This window comes from Draconibacterium sp. IB214405 (assembly GCF_033963885.1).
In the GTDB taxonomy this organism is placed as follows: Bacteria; Bacteroidota; Bacteroidia; order Bacteroidales; family Prolixibacteraceae; genus Draconibacterium.
Genome location: NZ_JAXBMA010000006.1, coordinates 258,737 through 281,102, shown reverse-complemented (window position 1 = coordinate 281,102; position 22,366 = coordinate 258,737). Strand labels below are relative to the sequence as shown.

The window sequence follows — 22,366 nt, the reverse complement described above, 5'->3', positions numbered from 1 at the left end:
ATATGGCTTTAGAAATTACAGATGCCAATTTTGAAGAATTGGTAATGAATTCAGACAAACCGGTTATGATCGATTTTTGGGCAGTTTGGTGTGGCCCTTGTAGAATGATTGCACCGATTGTTGAAGAAATGTCTGCTGAGTACGAAGGCAAAGCAGTGATTGGTAAAGTTGATGTTGACAACAACCAGGACGTTGCAATGAAATATGGAATCAGAAACATTCCTACAGTATTGTTCGTGAAAAACGGAGAAGTTGTTGACAAACAAGTTGGTGCTGCTCCAAAACAAGCTTTTGTAGACAAGCTTAACGCGCTGCTGTAATAGCATTTTATCTGAGCTGTCATTTCGACGACGCAGGAGGAGAAATCTTTTAATTCAAAGATCCGGCCTTTCTTGCTACCCGAAATGACAGTTTTTATTTTGAATTACCAGACTTCGACTTCGCTCAGTCTGACAGTCACCCTGAGCGTAGTCGAAGGGTGTTCAATAAAACGACATTGTTTTTCTTTTCATCCTTTTGAAGAACCTGATCGACATAGAACAATTTCACCGTTTCGATAATCTTGGGCTGGTGGCTCACGAGGTTGTTGAAGGTTTTATTACCGGTTTGCACCGAAGTCCATTTCATGGATTTTCGGTTGAATTTGCTGAACACCGCTTATATAACCAGGGCGAGTCGACCAAACACGTCGATTGGAAATTGTTTGCGCGCACCGATAAACTTTTCGTAAAACAATATGAAGAGGAAACCAACCTGCGTTGCCAACTCGTTGTCGATACTTCTTCATCCATGTTGTTCCCTTACACAAAAGGGAAAAAGCATTTACACAACAAACTAGCTTTTTCGGTTTACACCGCCTCCGCGCTTATTTACCTGATGCGAAAACAGCGCGATGCCGTTGGGCTGACGCTTTTTTCCGATGAAATTGAGTTCCATTCTTCACCACGAATTTCATCCGTAAATGCCGAGGTGATGTACGGAAAACTTTCGGAGCTTATTCAGCCCGAAAATGCTAGTTTGCGAAAAACCACCAATACAACACAAGTTCTTCATCAAATTGCCGAAAATATTCATAAACGGTCGCTGGTAATTATTTTCAGCGACATGCTCGACAGTTCGAAAAACGAGGAATTATTTTCGGCTTTGCAGCACTTGCGCTACAACAAACACGAGGTTATTCTTTTTCATGTAACCGATCATTCGTTGGAGCGTGAATTTGATTTTGGAAACCGTCCGCACAAGTTTGTCGACCTGGAAAGCGGGCAGGTTGTTAAGTTTAATCCGTGGGAAATAAAAGAGCATTATACCAATACGGTTAGCGACTACTTCGAGGACCTAAAAGTAAAATGCGGACAATACCAGATCGATTTGGCCGAAGCCGACATTAACAAAGATTTTAAAGAAGTATTGTTTTCGTACCTCGTTAAACGCAAAAAACTGTACTAGTAGCTAACCTTTTAATTCTCTGTGCTTTTTACTACATTTAACTAATATTAAACTAAATCCCCGTTTATGTTAGTTAAAACCTTCGGAAGCGCAGTCTTTGGTATCGATGCAACCACTATTACCATTGAAGTTGATGTAACCACCGGAATTAAATTCCTGCTTGTTGGCCTTCCCGACAGTGCTGTAAAAGAAAGTCAGCAACGAATTGAATCGGCGTTGCGCTTAAATGGTTACAAATGGCCCAAAAAGAAAATCATCATTAACATGGCTCCGGCCGATATTCGCAAAGAAGGATCGGCTTACGATTTGCCGCTGGCTGCCGCTGTTTTGGCCGCATCGGGTCAAATTAATCACGATAAATTATCGAAGTATGTTTTAATGGGTGAACTGTCGCTTGATGGAGCTTTGCAACCCATAAAAGGCGTACTACCAATTGCAATAAATGCGCGGAAGGAAGAATTTGAAGGTTTTATTCTGCCCAAACAAAATGCACGCGAAGCTGCTGTGGTAGATCGGTTGAAAGTTTTTGGTGCCGAAAATATTAAAGAGGTGATCGACTTTTTAAACGGTGAAGGCGATCTTGAGCAAACCATAATCGATACAAGAGCTGAGTTTTATGAACAAGTCAATAATAATCCACTCGATTTTTCAGATGTAAAAGGACAGGAAAATGTAAAACGGGCACTGGAGATTGCGGCAGCTGGCTCACATAATATAATTTTGGTCGGGCCACCCGGATCTGGAAAGACGATGTTGGCGAAACGTATTCCTACGGTGCTACCGCCGTTTTCATTAAAAGAGGCACTCGAAACCACCAAGATTCACTCGGTAGTGGGGAAAATCGATAAAGAGACTTCGCTGATGACTCGCCGTCCTTTTCGAAGTCCGCATCACACGATTTCTGACGTAGCTTTAGTTGGTGGCGGAAACTATCCCCAGCCGGGAGAAATTTCATTGGCACATAATGGCGTTTTGTTTCTGGATGAATTGCCGGAGTTTAAACGTACGGTTTTGGAAGTGATGCGCCAGCCACTTGAAGACCGGAATATTACCATTTCGAGAGCCAAATTTTCGGTGGAGTACCCTGCAAGTTTTATGCTGGTGGCCTCCATGAATCCGTGTCCGTGTGGTTATTACAATCATCCCACAAAAGAGTGTGTTTGTGCGCCGGGTGTGGTGCAAAAGTACCTCAATAAAATATCGGGGCCACTGCTTGATCGCATCGATATTCATCTTGAAGTTGTTCCTGTGCCATTCAAAAAACTCTCGGAAATGGAGTCTTCTGAAAATAGTGAGGCTGTGCGAGAACGCGTACTGACGGCTAGAAAAATTCAGGAGAAACGTTTTGCGGAACATCAGGGTGTTTATGCCAATGCACAAATGACCTCAAAACTGATACGCGAATACGTGGTGCTGGACGAAGAAAGCAACAACCTGATTAAAAATGCCATGGACCGGCTCGGTCTTTCAGCCCGTGCGTACGATCGTATTTTAAAAGTGGCGCGTACTATTGCCGATCTCGAAGGCCAGGAGAATGTACAGGCCGATCATCTTTCGGAAGCCATTCATTATCGAAGTCTGGATCGCGAGAATTGGGGTGGGTAGATCTCGTGTTGGAACGCTGATAACACTGATTTTTTTGATTTGCGCAGAATGATATTAGGGATCAGCGGTTTGTAACCGCTTAGCGAATAGAATGTGTCCGGGGCTGTATGGACGTAACATATACAGCCCCGGACTTTATCATACACTCTGTCTTTTAAACAATAAGCTAATTTTATATCTTAGTACTCTAAATCAATAAAACCACAAAATGAAGAAGCCTGTTCTTTTGGTGCTCTTATGCATGAGCATTACCACATCGCTATTCGCACAGAACATCCATTTAAACTCACTGGGTTTTCTAACTGATGGCCCAAAAACAGCTGTTGTTCCGCAATCCTGCACTTCGTTTAAAGTCGTTTCAATTGATACCGGAGACATTGTTTTTGAAGGTAAAACCACAGGGCCAAAATATCAGAAAGATGTAGATCAGGAAGTTTGGAACGTTGATTTTTCAGCTCTGCAAAAACCTGGTAATTATTATCTGGAAGTTCCCGGAGTTGGTAGGTCAGGTGAATTCAAAATCGCAAACGATGCTTTTAATTTTGCGGCAGTAACAAGTATGCGTGCTTTTTATTTATGGCGCTGCGGAATGGCTGTTGATGGCGAATTTGCCGGCAATCATTATCATCAGGATGTTTGTCATTTAGATGATGCCTACAAAGATTACATAGGGAAGAAAGGTTCGAAACGCGATGGAACAGGTGGTTGGCACGATGCCGGCGACCATGGAAAATATGTGGTAAATGCAGGAATTTCACTTGGAGTTTTATTTTATGCGTGGGAACATTTTCAACCTCAGCTCGAAAAAATGGAATTGGATATTCCTGAAACGGCACCCGGATTTCCCGATTTTCTGCAGGAATTAAAATGGGAGACCGACTGGATATTAAAAATGCAGTATCCCGATGGTTCGGGCAAGGTTTCGCATAAACTAACCCGAAAAAACTTTTCCGGATTTATAATGGCCAGCGACGATGATGAAAAACGATATTTTACCGAATGGAGTTCGGCAGCAACAGCTGATTTTGTGGGGATAATGGCCATGGCAGCGCGCTACTTTAAACCGTACGATGCCGATTACGCAAAAAAATGTTTGGACGCTGCATGGGTGAGCTATAAGTTTTTGCAGGAAAATCCCGGGTACAAACGTTTTCAGCAGGGTGATTTTAAAACGGGAGGTTATCAGTCGAAAGATGAGGATGATCGTTTATGGGCCGCTGCCGAACTTTGGGCAACCACTGGCGATGAAAGCTGTTTGCAGGATTTTGAAAAACGTGCAGCAGCCATCGATTATGAAATAAAAGAAGACTGGGACTGGCAAAATGTATCGAACCTGGCAATGTATTCCTACGCTCTCTCTTCACGTCAAGGAAAAAATCCGGAAGTAGAAAAAACGATAAAGGAGAACATCATTGCCAATGCTGACGCCATTGTTGAAAAGGGAAAAACGGATGTGTATTCACGTGCACTTGGAGGTCGGTATTACTGGGGTTGCAATGGAACAGTTGCCCGCCAAACGGTAAACCTGCAGGTGGCGAATCTTATTCAGCCAAACCCAAAATACAAGGAGACCGCAATTGGTATCGTCGATCATATTTTTGGAAAGAATTATTATAATCGATCATTTGTTACGGGCTTGGGAATTAACCCGCCAATGCATCCGCACGACCGACGCTCTGGAGCCGATAATATTGATGCGCCGTGGCCGGGTTATCTTGTTGGTGGCGGCCATTCAGCAACCGATTGGGTAGATAAACAGGAATCATATAGCCATAACGAAATTGCAATAAACTGGCAGGCTGCACTGGTTTATGCCCTCGCCGGATTTGTAAGTTATTAAGTGTCCTGTCGATCGGAACTACTCTGCGAAAATAGTACTTGATATACGAATATGGATCAAACTGTTCAATCGCATGCTCTCGATTAAATGTTTCGCATGTTGTTGCGTAATAAAAATTTAATCACCTTTGTTGCGGATAGTATGAACTAAATGTCGTACTATTGGTTTGAGATAGTAAAACATAATTTAACTAAGATGGTAGACAGACTTTCCGATCCTATTGGACGACTGATGGGATTGCGTTATAAATCGCACCCCTGGCACGGCGTCTCAATTGGCGAAAATGCCCCCGAAGAACTAACCGCTTTTATCGAAGTGGTTTCAACCGACACGGTAAAATACGAAATTGATAAAGATAGCGGTTACCTGCGTGTTGACAGGCCGCAAAAATTCTCGAATGTTGTTCCTGCTTTATATGGTTTTATTCCGCAGACCTATTGCGGTATAAAAGTGGGTGAATATTGTTCAGAGAAAGTGAATCGGAAAAACATTAAAGGCGATGGCGATCCGATTGATATTTGTGTGCTAACCGAAAAGGACCTGGCACATGGTGACTTGCTGGTAACTGCACGTCCGATTGGTGGTTTCCGAATGATCGACGGCGATCAGGCAGATGACAAAATTATTGCTGTTTTGGATAACGACACAGTTTATGGTCATTTTACAGATGTATCGCAGGTACCTGAAATTGTAATCCAGCGATTGGAGCACTATTTCCTTACTTATAAAGACATGCCGGGTGTTGATTCGAACACCGAAATTGCGGCAACCTACGGGCACGATGAGGCGATTGAAGTTATTAAACTTTCGGTTGAAGATTATAACAACAAGTTCGCCAATTTAGGCAAACTACTTTCATAAATAAAAGGGCCTGATTTCAAAAAATCAGGCTCTTTTACTTTTAATAAATTTTTGCTACGGGGTAACGTTTAAGGGTTTTTTCAGCCCATTCGGTGTTGCTGTAAATGTAGTTCAACTGTGCCCGGTGATTCTTTGCAAATTCCGGATCAGCTTTGCGTTTTTCTTCCAACTGCTTTTTGAACTCCGGGTGCTCGTTTAAATACTTCAAAGCGTTTTCTTCAAATCCATACGACGAGAAATATTCACGCTGATCAAGAATTGAATCAAAAAAGTTCCAGCGGAAAAATGAATCCATTGCTTTGGGCTCCAGCATTTCTAAAATATATTTCATTCTATCCTGACGAACCGGAATTAACAGGTCGCCGGCATAATAGCTGATTTGTTGTGTCTCGCTGCGGGTAGTTACTTCGTTATGCATATAATGACCGTTAAATGGATTTTTCGGACTTGAATATTCATCGATATAATCTACAACAACTTCCATCACTGTATCATTTTTGAGTGGAACCATTTCTATTCCGTTCAATTGTAATCGTTCAATTACTTCGGTCCAGGCCTGTGGAAGAACATAGTATTCAGGGATAGAAATTTCATCAACGGTATTGTATACATCGTAGTAGCGGATCTCTTTCGAAAATGGTTTCGAACGGTCGTAGCCAAAACGAGGCAAGCCGGTAACTTTGTCGATAATTTCCTGGCTTGTTTCGTACCCATCAAAAGTAAATGTGCTGTATTGGGTAGTGTCGACCTTGTAGGTGATCGGATAGGATTTTAACTGCAGCAATTCCTCTTTTCCCTGTTGGCGGCTTGAAATAATTTCTTCCGAATTTTCAGAAGTGAACTCACTCAATGCGGTTATAAACTGGTAGCATGATTTTACGCGGTCTGCAAAATCTTTATACACGTGGTTTTCAGTCATCATTCCGTAGCAGTTAAACAGGCTCGCATAACCCGACGAGTATCTTGGCGAATCTTGCCAAAGCAGGATGCCGGCCAGCGGATCGTGATTTATCCAGTTTACATATGGTGTGAGTTTATACTCGCCTTCATCCATTTTTTCAAACAGATCGGGAATCATCTGGCTCCGCAGAAATTCTTCCTGGGCAGGTGGAAAATAATCGGGGAACGGCGTAATCAAGGTAACGCTATATTGATGGTCGGAACCATTGGTTGTGTGGGTATCCAGAAAAACATCAGGATCCCATTCGTTGAAAATTTTATTGATCGACAGGGCATTTTTCGAGTCGCACTTGGTCCAGTCGCGGTTCAGATCCAGATTCTTGGCATTTCCCCGAAAACCTGTTTCGTAGGGCGTTGGCTGGTTGGCCCGGTTGTATTTTCCGCGGTTTAAATGTCCGCCAATGTTGTAAACAGGAATGATAACAATTACTGTGTTGTCGAGCCACTTTTTCATTCCGTTTTTATTACGCAGAATATCGTCGGCAAATTGCAGACAGGCATCAATTCCTTCCGGTTCGCCCGGATGAATTCCATTGTTGATAAGCAGTACAGATTTTCCCTGAGCTTTAATTTTTTCAGGGTTAAATTCCGGCTCGCTGTTTATGATAAAAGTATGAAGTGGTTTCCCGATATCGGTAGTACCATTTTCAATAAATGTCGCATTTTCATACTTCGAATCGAGCAGTTGGAACAGGTCAATTACCTCGTCGTAGGTTGGCGTGTAATTTTCCTCGTACTTCAGATTTAGCAGTGGTTTTTGGGCAAACAAAAACAGGTTGATAGCGCACAGTGCTACAACCAAAGCAGTTTTTTTTCTCATGATGTAAAATTTGAGTAGCTAAGCTACAGGCACAAAATTATTTTCGTTCTAAATCCACGTAAGAATAATTAAAATCGTTCTTTTCGTCGTAGAAATCTTCACGATTTACTTCATTCCATTCCGAATAATTAACCTTTGGGAAATAAGTGTCGGCATCAAAAGGTTGGTGAACAAGCGTGAGGTAAAGTTTGCCGGCAATGGGGAAGAACTGTTTGTAGATCATTCCTCCGCCAATGATGAAAGCTTCCGTTTCGTCTTTTACTTTTTCAATGGCTTCATCGATGGAGAAAACCGTTTCACAACCCGGAAAGACATCATCCTGTTTGTCGGTTATTACAATGTGCCGGCGATTTGGCAGTGGCCATTTGGGCAACGATAACAAAGTGTTACGACCCATTATTATTGTATGTCCACTGGTAATTTCTTTAAAATGTTTCAGATCGTTTGGTAAATGAAACAGTAGGTCGTTGTTTTTGCCAATGGCAAAGTTCTCGGCAATAGCAACTATTATCGAGATATTTTTTTGGATATTATTTGTCATTCTTACTAATTTTTAAACGGCAACTACTCCTTTAATGTGTGGGTGCGATTGATAACCAACCAGCTCAAAATCTTCGAATTTAAAATCGAAAATGTTCTTCACATCCGGATTTATTTTCATGGTTGGCAGCGGATATGGTTCGCGTGTTAGCTGCAATTTTACCTGTTCAATGTGGTTGGAATAAATGTGAACATCGCCAAGCGTATGTACAAAATCACCGTATTCCAGGCCGCAGGCCTGCGCCATCATCATAGTGAGTAGTGCGTACGAAGCAATATTAAACGGAACGCCCAAAAATACATCGGCACTTCGTTGGTATAGCTGGCACGATAATTTTCCGTCGGCCACATAAAACTGAAACAGAATGTGGCAGGGTGGCAAGTTCATTTTGTCGAGCTCTCCAACATTCCAGGCGCTTACCAAATGACGTCGCGAATCCGGGTTGTTTTTTATCGCATCAATTACCTGTGTTATCTGGTCGATGTGGCCGCCATCGGGTGTTGGCCAGCTACGCCACTGGTAGCCGTAAATGTGTCCGAGGTTGCCATCATCGTCGGCCCATTCGTTCCAAATACGTACCCCGTTATCCTGCAGGTATTTTACATTGGTATCGCCTTTTAGGAACCAAAGCAGTTCGTAAACGATTGATTTTAAGTGCAGTTTTTTTGTTGTCACCATCGGAAAACCTTCGTTCAGGTCAAAACGCATCTGATGTCCAAAGCGACTGATCGTTCCTGTTCCTGTACGGTCTTCCTTCACCGTTCCTTTCTCCAAAATCGTCTCCAACAAATCTAAATACTGCCTCATTTTTCAAATATTTCCCACAAAAATAAACTTTCAAAAAAATATGCATCAGGAATAAAACACCTAAATATTCACAATTGTTATGAGGTTACTAACGGGAGTTCCAGAAAAGGAAATCGATTTCAGCTGAATGCTACTCTTCGGGATTGATTCTGGAGCCGCATTTTTTGCAGAAAACGGCATCGTCATCGTGCGATGAATGCAGGCATTGCGGGCAAACCTGGGTGTTTTTTTCGATGGTAGGATTTATGATTTCGGCGGTAACAATTCCCGTTGGAACGGCAATAATTGCGTAACCCATAATCATTACAATGCTGGCAAAAAATTGGCCCATTGGTGTTCCGGGGCTGATGTCGCCATAACCAACAGTGGTAAGCGTAACAATGGCCCAATATATTCCTTTCGGGATGCTGGTGAAACCGTGTTCCGGTCCTTCAACCAGGTACATTATCGTACCAATTATAATAACCAGCATGGTTACAAAAAAGATAAAAACACTGATCTTTTCGCGGCTGTTCCAAAGGGCTTTGGCCAACGTTCTCCCGGCCTGCGTGTATCGTGTAAGTTTTAAAATACGGAAAACACGAAGCAAACGAAGAATACGAATTACCACCAAACTGTGCGATCCAACAACGATTAATCCGATGTAGGTTGGTAAAACCGATAGCAGATCGATTATGCCATAAAAACTGAAGATGTAACGGAACGGTTTATTGATAATAGCAATGCGTAATATGTATTCAATGGTAAAAATGATGGTAATGGCCCACTCAAGAATACGAAGCAGTTGCTGGTGGTTCTGCCGAATTTCAGGAACACTTTCGAGCATCACCAGCACAACACTAATGAGAATTACAAATAGCAATGCCACATCAAAAAGTTTACCGCCCGGTGTGTCAGCTTCAAAAATAATTTCGTAGATCTTTTGTCTGGTTTTGCTCATTGCTACAAATATTCCGAATAAATATACAAATATCAGTGGAATTCAGGTGAGCGCATAATATCATTCGATTTTGCCGGATGTCACCAAAAGGAAGATAAGTATTCGTTCATCCCCTTCTTTTCCCCTTCAAAGGGGAATTTGTATTAAACAAATAAAGTGGTATATCGTCGATCCTCCTTTTAAGGAGGTGGCTGACGAAGGAAGCCGGAGGATGATATGGAAAGAGAGTTGTTCAACGCCTGGTGGTTTCATAAAAAAAGCCTTCCCTAAAAAGGAAAGGCTTTAGAAAATATTGCGAATCGGTTTTTATAGAACGGTTTCTACGTTTTCGTATGGTAAGTCGAATGCCTCGGCAACACCTTGGTAAACCACTTTACCATCAACAACATTTAATCCTTTGCGTAAAGGCTCGTTGTCGATACAAGCTTGTTTCCATCCTTTTTCAGCAATCTGAATTGCGTATGGAAGTGTAGCGTTTGTTAATGCAATGGTAGAAGTGCGTGGCACTGCTCCCGGCATGTTGGCAACACAGTAGTGCAATACATCGTCGATTACAAAAGTAGGATCGGCATGAGTTGTAGCATGTGTTGTTTCGAAACATCCACCCTGATCAACAGCAACGTCAACCAAAACAGTACCCGGTTTCATTGTGCTTAACATGTCGCGGGTAACCAAATGCGGAGCTTTTGCACCAGGAATAAGTACTGCACCAATAATTACATCGTGCGACTTAACCATTTCGCGAATGTTGTATTCGTTACTCATCATTGTTTTAACGTTGGCTGGCATAATATCATCGAGGTAACGCAGACGTTTCAACGATACATCCATAATTGTAACATCAGCACCCAATCCTGCAGCCATTTTTGCTGCTTCGGTACCAACAATACCACCACCAATAATCAGAACTTTAGCAGGAAGAACTCCGGCAACACCACCTAAAAGTACACCATAACCTCCGTAAGTTTTCTCCAGGTATTTTGCACCTTCCTGAACCGACATACGACCGGCAACTTCACTCATAGGAACAAGCAATGGTAGCGAACGGTCTGGTAATTCAACAGTTTCGTAAGCCAAACAGATCGATTTGTTTTCAATCATTGCATGTGTTAACGGCTCGCATGATGCAAAGTGGAAATAAGTATAAAGAATTTGGCCTTCTTTTATCAGCTTGTATTCCTCTTCAATCGGTTCTTTTACTTTGATGATCATTTCTGCAATGCCATACACATCTTCGATGGTTGGAAGCATTTTTGCTCCGGCACCTACATAATCCTCATCCTGAAAACCACTACCCAAGCCACCTCCGGCTTGAACGTAAACATCATGACCACGTTTTACCAACTCCGCGGCACCCGCAGGTGTTAATGCGATGCGGTTTTCGTTATTTTTAATCTCCTTTGGTACACCAATTATCATTACTTAAAATATTTGAGTTTTTTCCTGAGGGCAAAAATAGACCACTATTTCTCACTAAAACATGATAAATTCTCAGGATTTAGAACAATTTATGACAAAAGTAACATGTATGACATCATAACACAATAAATTGGAAGTTAAGTTTCCAATAAGATATTAATTTGTCTGAAATTTTAGATTGTTGATTTCAGATTGATAATCTTATCTTTGCTTTCTTTTAAAATATATTTTACAACATGCCGACAGTATCAGACAGAGGAAGGATTATGCCTGATTCTCCAATCAGGAAATTAGCTCCGTTAGCGCATCAGGCTAAAGAGAAGGGAGTTAAAGTGTTCCATTTAAATATCGGTCAACCCGATTTGCCCACCCCTCCTGAAGCATTGGCGGCAATCCGGTCGATCGACCGGGAAATTCTGGAGTATACGCCAAGTGAAGGAATTCTTTCGTTTCGTCAGAAACTGGCGAAATACTATCATAAATTTGATATCGACGTAAACGCCGACGATATTATAATTACATCGGGTGGTAGCGAAGCAGTAACTTTTGCATTTATGAGTTGCCTCGATCCAGGTGATGAAATTATTGTTCCGGAGCCGGCTTATGCCAACTACGAAGCATTTGCTATTGTGGCCGGGGCGAAAATTAAATCGATTGCCGGTGATATTGAGGAAGGATTTGTGCTGCCTCCGATCGAAGAATTCGAGAAGTTGATCACTCCAAAAACAAAGGGGATCATGATCTGCAACCCAAATAATCCAACCGGTTATTTGTATACGCAGCAGGAAATGAATGCCATTCGCGACCTGGTTAAAAAGTACGATTTGTATTTGTTCTCGGATGAGGTTTACCGCGAATTTTGTTATACCGGAGCTCCTTACATCTCGGCTTTTCACTTAGAAGGAATTGAGCAGAATGTGGTGCTGGTTGATTCAGTATCAAAACGCTACAGTGAGTGTGGATTGCGGATTGGTGCGCTGATTACTAAAAATGCAGCCGTTAAAAAGAATGTGATGAAGTTTTGCCAGGCACGTTTAAGTCCGCCACTAATCGGACAAATTGCAGCTGAAGCTTCACTGGATGCCGATCCTGAATATATGCTGAACAACTACAACGAATACGTACAGCGCCGTAAGTTTTTGATTGACGGATTGAATCGCATCGACGGTGTTTATTCACCCATCCCTATGGGCGCATTTTATACCGTTGCACGTCTTCCGGTTGATAATGCTGATAAATTCTGCGAGTGGCTGCTTGCCGAATACCAGTACGAAGGACAAACTATATTTTTAGCACCCGCGTCAGGTTTTTACACCGGCTCGGACAAAGGGCAGGATGAGGTTCGGATTGCTTACGTATTGAATAAAGCTGATTTGGCAATTAGTTTGAAAATCCTGAGCGAAGCACTAAAGGTTTATCCGGGAAGAAAAAGCCGCTAATATTTAATGGTGTAAATTGATTTACAAAACGATATAAAAAAATCCGGTTTGAATTTTCAAACCGGATTTTTATTTGCTCCGTTTTCCTATGATTCGGGAAGCGGAAACTATTGCAAGTTTTTAACTCTGTCCATTGCTTCCAGCACATTTTCGCGATCGGCAAAAGCTGAAAAGCGGAAATAACCTTCACCCGAGGGTCCAAAACCTGAGCCCGGTGTTCCAACAATATTTGCTTCGTTTAATACTTTATCGAAGAAATCCCACGATGTCATACCGTTTTTAGTCTTCACCCAAACATAAGGAGCGTTAACACCGCCGTAAACTTCGTAGCCAATTTCTGCCAGGCTTTCGCGCATGATTTTCGCGTTCTCCAGGTAATAAGCAATTACTTCAGCAATTTCTTTCTTTCCTTCTTCAGAATAAGTAGCTGCCGCAGCTTTCTGAACCGGGTACGATACACCGTTGAATTTAGTCGATTGACGACGGTTCCACAATGTTTTTACCTGGTGAGCTTTGCCGGCTGAATCGTAGGCTACCAACTCGTTAGGAATAACGGTGATGGCACAACGTGTTCCGGTAAAACCAGCTGTTTTTGAGAAGCTTCGGAATTCGATAGCCACTTTTTTCGCGCCTTCAATTTCGTAGATCGAATGAGGAATTCCATCTTCAGTGATAAAAGCTTCGTAAGCTGCATCGTAAAGAATGATGGCATTTTTTTCGATGGCATAATCAACCCACTTTTTCAACTCTTCTTTTGATGCTACTGTTCCTGTTGGATTGTTTGGGTAGCAAAGAAAGATCAAATCCGGAGTTTCAGTAGGAAGCTCAGGAATAAAGTGGTTTTCTTTTGTACAAGGCATGTAAATAATTCCCTCGTAGTATCCGTTCGATTGGCAAACACCGGTTTTACCGCTCATTACAGTTGTGTCGGCATAAACCGGGTAAACCGGATCGCAAATCGCAATTTTATTGTCGTTGCCAAAAATCTCCTGGATATTTCCGGTGTCGCATTTCGAGCCGTCTGATACAAAAATCTCATCGGCAGAAATTTCGATTCCTTTGTCCTGGAACGAATTTTTTGCAATAGCTTCGCGAAGGAAAGCATAACCTTGTTCAGGTCCGTAACCTTTAAAAGTTTCACCGGCGGCCATTTCGTCAACGCCTTCGTGAAAAGCTTTTACAACGCTTGGAACCAACGGTTGGGTCACGTCGCCAATACCCATTTTAATTACTTTTTTATCGGGATTAGCTTCAATAAATTCGCTAACTCTGCGCCCAATTTCCGGGAAAAGGTAACCCGCCTGAAGTTTCAGGTAATTTTCATTAATAAGTGCCATATCTGTCTATTGTATAATGTTTTCCAAATTGAAAGTGTAAAGATAGAAAAAACTCTTGGCATGTATTTTTGCAGCCTGATGCCTTAATGCCTATTTAGATTAATTTAATGCAAGAAGACAGTTTGGGTTTATCGAAAGTCTGTTAATTTTGACAAAAAAATATTCGCGATGCAAAATTTCTTTGTAAAATCACACGGTCTGGGGAATGATTATATCGTTTTAAATCAGGAAGACATAAGTTTCGAATTAACTGAAAAAGCCATTATTCGTATTTGCGATGTGCACTTTGGTATTGGCTCCGATGGTATTCTTTTAAAGGTACCAAGCGACAAAGCTGACTTTGGTTTACGTATTCTTAATCCTGATGGATCGGAGGCAGAAAAGAGCGGGAACGGACTTCGTATTTTTTCGAAATATTTGTACGACCACGGTTTTACCACTGAAAAAAGTTTTAGCATTGAAACTCCCGGCGGACTTGTTCGTGCGGAGATCATGGAAGAAAAAAGCAACAAAGCCTATATGATTAAAGTAGATATGGGCCAGGCCATTTTTGAGGCAGAAAAAATTCCTGTAAACCTTGAACAGGAAGAATGTATTGACGAATCGCTGCCTTTACACGATAAAACTTTTCAGATTAATTGTGTTTCGGTGGGCAACCCACATTGTGTGATTTTAGTGGATGAGTTGTACGAAGAAGAAATTAAAAACTATGGCTCGGATATTGAAAATCACCCGATGTTCCCGAACCGCATAAACGTGCAGTTTGCCAAAGTAATTTCACGAAATGAAGTGGAAATTATGATTTGGGAACGCGGCGCAGGATGGACTTTGGCATCAGGAAGTTCGTCGTGTGCAGTTGCGTGTACGGTGGTGAAGAGAGGTTTAACAGATCGGAACCTAACCATAAAAATGCCGGGTGGCGAGTTGGCCATCGAAATTGATGAAGACTGGCAAATCAGAATGACCGGCGAAGTTCGCGAGATAGGCACCGGAACTTTAGGGGCAGAGTTAATCGAAGATCTGGAATTATGAGAGTACTGTTGATTTTTGTTTTTTGTGTTTTTGTTGTTAATGCAAAAGCACAGTTTAGCTGGCCTGACGGAGCCAAAGCGGCAGTTGTTTTTACCTACGACGATGGTTTGGATTGTCACCTGGATATTGCGGTTCCGCAATTAGATGAGTACGATTTAAAGGGGACATTTTTTTGCACCGGTAATTCACCAAGTTTATATAACCGTACCGAAGAGTGGCACACCATCTCAAAACACGGGCACGAGTTGGGGAATCACACGCTTTTTCACCCGTGCGACGGAACCGGACAGGACTGGGTAAAAGCCGAGTATGATTTAAGAACATACACGCCCGAGCAAATTGTTGCCGAATTAAAAACGGCCAATACCCTATTAAAAGCTGTCGACGGAAATACAGAAAGGACTTACGGTTATACATGTAGTCATTTTGTTGCCAACGGAGTGGATTTTACCGATTCGGTAAAAAATATGTTTGTGGCCGCCCGTTGCGATGGTCCCATCCCCAAAACGATGAAGGTATATAAAACCTGGAAAACACCGAGTTTTATGTCTGCCGATCCGGAGATTGAAGATCTGATTGCAAAAGTTGAAGAAGCTAAAACGAACGGGACAATTGTGGTGTTTATGTTTCACAGTGTGGGCGGCGGTTATTTAAATACCCCTGCCGATGTACACGAGCAACTCCTACAATATGTAAGCGAAAACCGGGATGAGCTTTACAGCGATTCCTTTATAAATGTAATGAAGTACGTAAAGGAAAATCAGTAATCAGATTTCCGGACTACGTAAGAACACAGGAAAATCAGTGCCTGTGTGAAACTTTTGCGTTGAAAATCAAAATATTATACCGTTTTAAGCACAATTTGTTGAATTAGATTATCTTTGTGCCGATTTTTTAGAAAACAACAGAGAATTCCCGCAAGGGAAGGAACACCTAATAGTTTGAAATAATGGCACATAAAGCAGGATTTGTGAACATTGTTGGCAACCCGAATGTGGGTAAATCAACAATTATGAATGCACTGGTAGGCGAAAAACTGTCTATCATCACCCAGAAGATGCAAACCACCCGCCACCGCATTAAAGGCATTGTAAGTGGCGAAGATTTCCAGATTGTTTATTCCGATACTCCCGGTATTCTGAAGCCCAGTTACAAGCTTCAGGAGTCGATGATGAAGTTTGTTGACACGGCTTTGATTGATGCCGACGTTATCCTTTTTGTTACCGATGTAAAAGAAAAGATTGACAAAAATCCGGACTACATCGAAAAAGTACGAAAATCGAATATGCCGGTTATCGTTTTGCTGAATAAGGTCGATCTGTCGAACCAGGAGGAAGTATTAAAACTGTACGATCACTGGTCGAACACTTTCCCGGGAGCAGATGTTTTCCCGATTTCGGCATTGGAGAAATTCAATATCGAGCCTATTTTCGATCGTATTTTGGAGCACTTGCCCGAAGGTCCGGCCTTTTTCTCAAAAGATCAGTTGACCGACCGAAATGAGCGCTTTTTTATGCAGGAAATTATTCGCGAGAAAATCCTTCTGCATTACCAAAAAGAGATTCCATATTCGGTTGAAGTGGAAGTTGAGGAGTTTAAAGAAGAGGAGAAGATTATCAATATCCGTACGGTAATTTATGTTTCGCGCGATAGCCAGAAAGGAATTATCATTGGGCATCAGGGGAAAAGTATAAAACGTGTGGGAACTGAAGCGCGCGCTGATGCAGAAGAGTTTTTTGACAAGAAGATTTTTCTGGAATTGTATGTGAAAGTAGCCAAAGACTGGCGCGAGAAAGACGGTCAGTTGAAACAATTTGGATACGATAAATTTTAAAAAGTCAGAAGTCGGAAGACCGGAGTACGAAGGATTAAAAGAGCTATCCTTAATCCTGACTTTCAAGTCGGGAGAGATTGAAGCCTCCGGAAAACAATGGGCTTTAGCCCTTAACAAAAAAGAACAAAAATGAGCAGCAGAATAGTAGCGATAGTAGGACGCCCGAATGTTGGGAAATCAACCCTGTTTAACCGTTTAATTGAACAACGCAAAGCGATTGTTGATGAAACAGCTGGTGTTACCCGCGACCGTAATTACGGAAAAGGCGAGTGGACTGGTGTTGAATTTTCGGTAATCGATACCGGAGGTTATGTGGTAAATTCGGAGGATGTTTTTGAAGCAGAGATCAATAAACAAGTACACCTTGCCATTGATGAGGCCGATGTAATTATGTTTGTGGTGGATGTGGAAGCCGGAATTACCGACCTTGACGATGCCATTGCAAATATTTTACGTCGCAGTAAAAAAGAGCTTATCCTCGTTGTAAATAAGGTTGATAACCACAACCGTATTTTAGATGCACAGGAATTTTACGGTTTGGGATTGGGTGAAATTCATTGTATTTCGTCGATGACCGGAAGTGGAACCGGCGATATGCTGGATGCACTGGTTGACAAATTTCCGCATAAAGAATCGTTGGACGAAGAGCACGAATTGCCGCACCTGTCGGTTGTTGGCCGCCCGAATGTTGGTAAATCGTCGTTTATTAATGCTCTAATTGGCGAAGACCGCAACATTGTAACCGATGTGGCCGGCACAACACGCGATTCAATCCATACCCGATACAATAAGTTTGGTCACGATTTTATGATCATTGACACCGCCGGACTACGTAAAAAAGGTAAAGTAAGCGAAGACCTTGAGTTTTACTCAGTGCTTCGATCGGTACGTACCATTGAGAATTCGGATGTTTGTTTGTTGCTTATCGATGCGACCCGCGGTGTGGAGGCGCAGGATATGAATATCCTGAACCTGATTCTGAAAAACAAAAAAGGGGTGGTTATTTTGGTGAATAAATGGGACCTTATGGATAAGGATACCATGACAACCAAAAAACTAACCGATGAAATTCATAACCGAATGGCACCGTTTACCGATGTGCCTATCATCTTTATTTCGGCCCTAACAAAACAGCGTGTGCACAAAGCGCTTGAAGTTGCAATGGAGGTGCATGAAAGTCGCAAGCAACGTATTAAAACTTCGGAATTGAATGAAGTAATGTTGGAAGCGATTGAAAACTACGGACCACCTTCGGTAAAAGGGAAGTACATTAAAATTAAATATTGTACGCAGTTGCCGTCGCCGACTCCAACTTTTGCATTTTTTGCAAACTTGCCGCAGTACATAAAAGAACCGTATAAACGTTATCTGGAGAACCAGTTGCGCGATAACTTTAATTTTACCGGTGTTCCAATTCAAATTTATTTCAGACAGAAATAGAAGGACCCGGAAGACTGAAATCAGGAAATTCCATCTGTATTTATTGCAGGTGGAATTTTTTTTATCGTTTTGGCGGCGTATAATCGTCCGGCAGCGAATTGGCAAAATTCTTCTTGTCCATTCTTCCCTGGATAATAAAATTCAGGTCGGGGCTTGTTCCGTTCGAACGGATTGTAAAAGGTTGTTTTGTAGAGTAGATAAATGATTTTCGCATGTTATAGTGGTAACGGTCGGAAAGAAATTCAGCCGGAATTGGATATTCATCGTCATCAAACCGATATTGCACGGCCAGTGTATCCGCCAAAATTATATATTGTCTTGCCAGGTTAATTGATTCTTTCTCCTCGATTTGATAAAAAGCCGCATCAATATTTTCAGGATAGATTTTTATTTTGTAGCCCTCTGCACCGGGATCGTTGTTGTAAATCGATTTTAAAAAGTGGCGGTATGAGCCGTAGTAAGTGAGCCGCCGGTTGTTTTCAAAATAGCTCTGTTTAAGCTGCTTTTCATTTTCCATCGGTTCGTAATAATGGTAACCTTTTAGTTTGGTAACATAACCTCCATTCATCGAATTTAGCGGGATTTGTTCTCCATTCGGGCCATCAGTGCTGGTTACTGTAAACTCATCGAGAAACAGTTTTATCCGGTAACCAAGGTAGTTGTTCTCGATAATAAGCGGCTCGTTCGAACGAGCTGTAAAGTGCATGTCGTCGCGCTCAAAAATCAATGTGCTGTCATTTAGTATCTTTATTTTCTCACGATATTCCTCAATAAAATGCGAATAGAAAAAGCGTAAATTTCTTTTCCGTCGGTTTTTTCCTGAAACCTCAACTTCATGAATATCAAAATTGCGCGGCTCAAGTTTGATGAGTAATTTTTCGGTGTTTTGTAAAGTGTAGATATACGATTCGTAGGCAATGTGGTCGGCAACAAGCGTGCAGGGTAAAAACGGAATTTTTAATTCGAAATAACCTGCGGAGTCGGTAATGCATCCTAAAGTTGTACCCGATATAAAAACTTCGGTGTGCGGAATTGGCGCTTGGGTTTGTGCATCAAGAACACGGCCGGTAATGGTTGCTCGCTGGGCAAACAGTGCCGGACAAAGCACAATCAGAAAAAATAATGAGAAACAAAATTTGGAAGGATTCATTGGTTTTGTTTTCTGTAAATTACATCAAATATTATTCCACTCGAAACAAATTAAGTATCAAAAATGAGGATGCTTAACAGCAAATTATTTATTAAATTGGCTAAAATTCTTTCGGATAATAAAGCACTGTTTTAAGCATTCCGAAGTTTAAAATTAAAAAAATGGCTCGTTTTTTAAAAGATCGCTCAAATGCAAAAGGGATGGTTCCCGGTTCGTTGGTGCTCATCGGCCGGCAGAAAATGGAAAAACCCATTTTTCAACTGATACGATACGTTAAGGATGATTTACTGGAAGAGACTGTTGACTCATTCGCCGAAGTAAAGGAAAAGTTGCAGGCCGGACAGGTTAACTGGATAAACATTTACGGATTGCACGATCTGGACACAATAAAACAACTTGGCGAAGAATTTAAACTTCCTTCGCTTTTACTCGAAGATATTCTGAATACCGACCAGTCGCCAAAGTATGAAAATGGTGAAAGTTACGATGCTTTTATCATGAAAATTCTCCATACCGAGGAAGGTTCGAAACGAATACATGCTGAACAGGTTACGCTTATTTTGGGAGAGGATTATGTGTTAACCTTGCAGGAACGAAAAGGAGATGTTTTTGAAGTGGTGCGCGAGCGCATTCGTAAAAGTAAGGGAAGAGTTCGGGCAAGTGGTAACGACTACCTTGCTTATGCATTAATGGATGCGCTGGTTGATAATTATTCGATTCTGATTGAGAATATCGGACGACAGGTGGAAGATATCGAAGACCGGCTTTTTAAGCACATGGATGCTAAGATAGTAGAAGAGATTTACCAGTTTAAAACCGAGTTAAACTACATTAGAAAAGCTGTTCGTCCCATGCGCGAGTTTATAATTTCGTTGTTACGAACAGAAGATACTTTTTTTCAGGAAAAGAATATTGCTTATTTAAAAGATCTGAATGATTTGATTATTCAATGTTCCGAAGCCGTTGAAATGTATAACAACATGACTTCCGACCAGTTAAATATTTACAATTCGAACATGAGTAACCGGATGAATGAGGTGATGAAAACGCTGACTATTTTTGCGTCGATTTTTATACCCTTAACTTTTATTGCCGGTATTTACGGGATGAATTTTGAGTATATTCCCGAACTGAAATTAAAGTATGGTTACCTCGGTTTTTGGGTAATAATATTAATTCTCGGTGGCGGATTGCTAATTTATTTTAGACGTAAAAAGTGGTTATAATATATTTCACGCAGATTACACAGATAGCGCAAATTGAATTTATTAAAGTTGGTGCTCATCAGCGTAAATCGGCGAAATCTGCGAGAGGTAAAATAGTTTAGCCGAAACAGAAAGCAAGTTTAACCGAGAGAAAGCAAAAGAGATATGCAGGAAATTGATAATATAGAACTCAAGTATTTAAAGTTTGGTGATTACCAGGAGTTGAAAGAGGCCATGATTGAGGCTTATTCGAATATGCCTGATGCATATTGGAAGGAGCATCATATAAAATCGCTTATCAAACGGTTTCCTGAAGGGCAGGTGGTGTTAAAAGTTAACGGCCAAATTGCGGGTTGTGCACTGGCCATTGTGGTTGAATACGATAAATTTGAAGACAACCACACCTACAAGGAAATAACCGGTAATTATACTTTCGATACGCACTCTGCGAAAGGTGACATGTTATACGGGATTGATGTTTTTATTAAACCCGAATTTCGTGGTTTGAGGTTGGGGCGCCGTCTTTATGATTACCGAAAAGAACTTTGCGAACGCTTAAATTTAAAAGGGATCGCTTTTGGCGGGCGTATTCCGAATTATCACCTCTATCAAAACGAGCTGTCTCCTAAAGAATACATTCAGAAAGTTCGGACGAAAGAAATACATGATCCGGTACTTAACTTCCAGATATCAAACGATTTTCATCCGGCAAAAATTATAAAAGGATACCTCGAAGGCGATAAAGATTCGAAAGAATATGCCGTGCTTTTGGAGTGGGACAATATCTATTACGAAAAGCCGCGGAAAAAACCGGAAATCACAAAAACAGTCGTTCGTTTGGGATTGGTGCAGTGGCAAATGCGACCCTATAAAAACCTCGAGGATTTGATGCTTCAGGCAGAGTTTTTTATTGATGCCGTTTCGGGTTACCGTTGCGATTTTGCCTTGTTTCCGGAGTTTTTTAATGCGCCGTTAATGGCCGAAAATAACCACTTAACAGAGCCCGAAGCAATTCGCGAACTGGCAAGGCATACAAATGATATCACTTCCAAATTTTCGGAGCTGGCGATAAGCTACAATATCAATATTATTACCGGTAGTATGCCCGAACTGGTGGATGACAAGTTGTATAACGTTGGTTATTTGTGCCGCCGCGACGGGAGCACCGAGCGCTACGAAAAACTGCATGTAACACCCGACGAAGTTAAAGTTTGGGGCATGCAGGGAGGCAGCACACTAAAAGCGCTGGATACCGATTGTGGGAAAATCGGGGTGTTGATTTGTTATGATTCTGAATTCCCGGAATTGAGCCGTTTGCTGGCCGACGAAGGAGTGGATATTTTGTTTGTGCCATTTTTGACCGATACACAAAACGGTTTTTCACGGGTGCGAAACTGCTCGCAGGCCCGCGCCATCGAAAACGAATGTTATGTGGCTATTGCGGGCAGTGTTGGCAACCTTCCAAAAGTGCATAACATGGATATTCAATATGCACAATCGATGGTTTTTACACCCTGTGATTTTGCTTTTCCTGCAAATGGTGTAAAGGCCGAAGCCACGCCAAATACCGAGATGATTCTGATTGCCGATGTGGATATTGGTTTGTTGCGCGAACTCAATCAGTTTGGAAGCGTGCGAAATTTAAGAGACCGACGACAGGATCTGTTCAGTTTGAAAAAGAAATAAACGC

General features: G+C 41.7%; 19 protein-coding genes. 12 read left to right on the top strand and 7 right to left on the bottom strand.

Features of this window, described 5'->3' with window-relative positions:
* Positions 1-2: 2 nt before the first annotated feature.
* From trxA to SLH46_RS20195, 5 genes are all read left to right on the top strand, one after another.
* Complete coding sequence (gene trxA / locus SLH46_RS20215; RefSeq protein WP_319231368.1) at positions 3-320, top strand: thioredoxin; 318 nt, start codon at positions 3-5, stop codon at positions 318-320.
* A gap of 196 nt (positions 321-516) precedes the next feature.
* Complete coding sequence (locus SLH46_RS20210; RefSeq protein WP_320283039.1) at positions 517-1,446, top strand: DUF58 domain-containing protein; 930 nt, start codon at positions 517-519, stop codon at positions 1,444-1,446.
* Positions 1,447-1,512: 66 nt separating this feature from the next.
* Positions 1,513-3,051, top strand: a complete 1,539-nt coding sequence (locus SLH46_RS20205; RefSeq protein WP_320283038.1) for a YifB family Mg chelatase-like AAA ATPase — start codon at positions 1,513-1,515, stop codon at positions 3,049-3,051.
* A 208-nt stretch (positions 3,052-3,259) separates the two neighbouring features.
* Complete coding sequence (locus tag SLH46_RS20200) at positions 3,260-4,891, top strand: glycoside hydrolase family 9 protein (RefSeq protein WP_320283037.1); 1,632 nt, start codon at positions 3,260-3,262, stop codon at positions 4,889-4,891.
* Between the two features lie 195 nt (positions 4,892-5,086).
* Positions 5,087-5,752, top strand: coding sequence for an inorganic pyrophosphatase (locus tag SLH46_RS20195; protein ID WP_320283036.1), 666 nt, complete (start codon positions 5,087-5,089; stop codon positions 5,750-5,752).
* A gap of 40 nt (positions 5,753-5,792) precedes the next feature.
* Here the strand turns inward: SLH46_RS20195 and SLH46_RS20190 are convergent, their stop codons facing one another.
* From SLH46_RS20190 to ald, 5 genes are all read right to left on the bottom strand, one after another.
* Positions 5,793-7,532 (bottom strand): M14 family zinc carboxypeptidase, encoded by a 1,740-nt coding sequence (locus SLH46_RS20190; RefSeq protein WP_320283035.1) that lies wholly within the window; start codon positions 7,530-7,532, stop codon positions 5,793-5,795.
* 37 nt (positions 7,533-7,569) lie between these two features.
* A complete protein-coding gene (locus tag SLH46_RS20185; RefSeq protein ID WP_320283034.1) occupies positions 7,570-8,073 on the bottom strand; it encodes a dihydrofolate reductase in 504 nt (167 codons plus the stop codon).
* A 12-nt stretch (positions 8,074-8,085) separates the two neighbouring features.
* Positions 8,086-8,880: a thymidylate synthase gene (locus tag SLH46_RS20180; protein ID WP_320283033.1), complete on the bottom strand. Its 795-nt coding sequence runs from the start codon at positions 8,878-8,880 to the stop codon at positions 8,086-8,088.
* Between the two features lie 130 nt (positions 8,881-9,010).
* Positions 9,011-9,820 (bottom strand): ion transporter, encoded by an 810-nt coding sequence (locus SLH46_RS20175; protein ID WP_320283032.1) that lies wholly within the window; start codon positions 9,818-9,820, stop codon positions 9,011-9,013.
* 306 nt (positions 9,821-10,126) lie between these two features.
* A complete protein-coding gene (gene ald, locus SLH46_RS20170) occupies positions 10,127-11,239 on the bottom strand; it encodes an alanine dehydrogenase (protein WP_320283031.1) in 1,113 nt (370 codons plus the stop codon).
* A 236-nt stretch (positions 11,240-11,475) separates the two neighbouring features.
* Here ald and SLH46_RS20165 point away from each other — a divergent pair, with 236 nt between their 5' ends.
* Positions 11,476-12,678, top strand: coding sequence for a pyridoxal phosphate-dependent aminotransferase (locus SLH46_RS20165; protein WP_320283030.1), 1,203 nt, complete (start codon positions 11,476-11,478; stop codon positions 12,676-12,678).
* Between the two features lie 107 nt (positions 12,679-12,785).
* Here the strand turns inward: SLH46_RS20165 and SLH46_RS20160 are convergent, their stop codons facing one another.
* Positions 12,786-14,015, bottom strand: coding sequence for an LL-diaminopimelate aminotransferase (locus tag SLH46_RS20160; RefSeq protein ID WP_320283029.1), 1,230 nt, complete (start codon positions 14,013-14,015; stop codon positions 12,786-12,788).
* A gap of 168 nt (positions 14,016-14,183) precedes the next feature.
* Here SLH46_RS20160 and dapF point away from each other — a divergent pair, with 168 nt between their 5' ends.
* The 4 genes from dapF (at position 14,184) to der (ending at position 18,321) form a co-directional block, all read left to right on the top strand.
* The gene (gene dapF / locus SLH46_RS20155; RefSeq protein ID WP_320283028.1) at positions 14,184-15,047 is read left to right on the top strand and encodes a diaminopimelate epimerase; all 864 of its coding nucleotides are present in this window, start codon (positions 14,184-14,186) and stop codon (positions 15,045-15,047) included.
* Complete coding sequence (locus SLH46_RS20150; protein ID WP_320283027.1) at positions 15,044-15,814, top strand: polysaccharide deacetylase family protein; 771 nt, start codon at positions 15,044-15,046, stop codon at positions 15,812-15,814. The genes dapF and SLH46_RS20150 overlap by 4 nt, the downstream gene beginning before the upstream one ends.
* 182 nt (positions 15,815-15,996) lie before the next feature.
* Positions 15,997-16,881, top strand: a complete 885-nt coding sequence (era, locus tag SLH46_RS20145) for a GTPase Era (RefSeq protein WP_320283026.1) — start codon at positions 15,997-15,999, stop codon at positions 16,879-16,881.
* Between the two features lie 129 nt (positions 16,882-17,010).
* Complete coding sequence (der, locus tag SLH46_RS20140) at positions 17,011-18,321, top strand: ribosome biogenesis GTPase Der (RefSeq protein ID WP_320283025.1); 1,311 nt, start codon at positions 17,011-17,013, stop codon at positions 18,319-18,321.
* Between the two features lie 61 nt (positions 18,322-18,382).
* Here the strand turns inward: der and SLH46_RS20135 are convergent, their stop codons facing one another.
* Positions 18,383-19,471 (bottom strand): carboxypeptidase-like regulatory domain-containing protein, encoded by a 1,089-nt coding sequence (locus SLH46_RS20135; protein WP_320283024.1) that lies wholly within the window; start codon positions 19,469-19,471, stop codon positions 18,383-18,385.
* A gap of 161 nt (positions 19,472-19,632) precedes the next feature.
* Between SLH46_RS20135 and corA the strand changes: the two genes are divergently transcribed.
* Positions 19,633-20,697 (top strand): magnesium/cobalt transporter CorA, encoded by a 1,065-nt coding sequence (gene corA / locus SLH46_RS20130; protein ID WP_320283023.1) that lies wholly within the window; start codon positions 19,633-19,635, stop codon positions 20,695-20,697.
* Positions 20,698-20,841: 144 nt separating this feature from the next.
* Positions 20,842-22,362, top strand: coding sequence for a carbon-nitrogen hydrolase family protein (locus tag SLH46_RS20125; protein WP_320283022.1), 1,521 nt, complete (start codon positions 20,842-20,844; stop codon positions 22,360-22,362).
* The last annotated feature ends 4 nt before the right edge of the window (positions 22,363-22,366 follow it).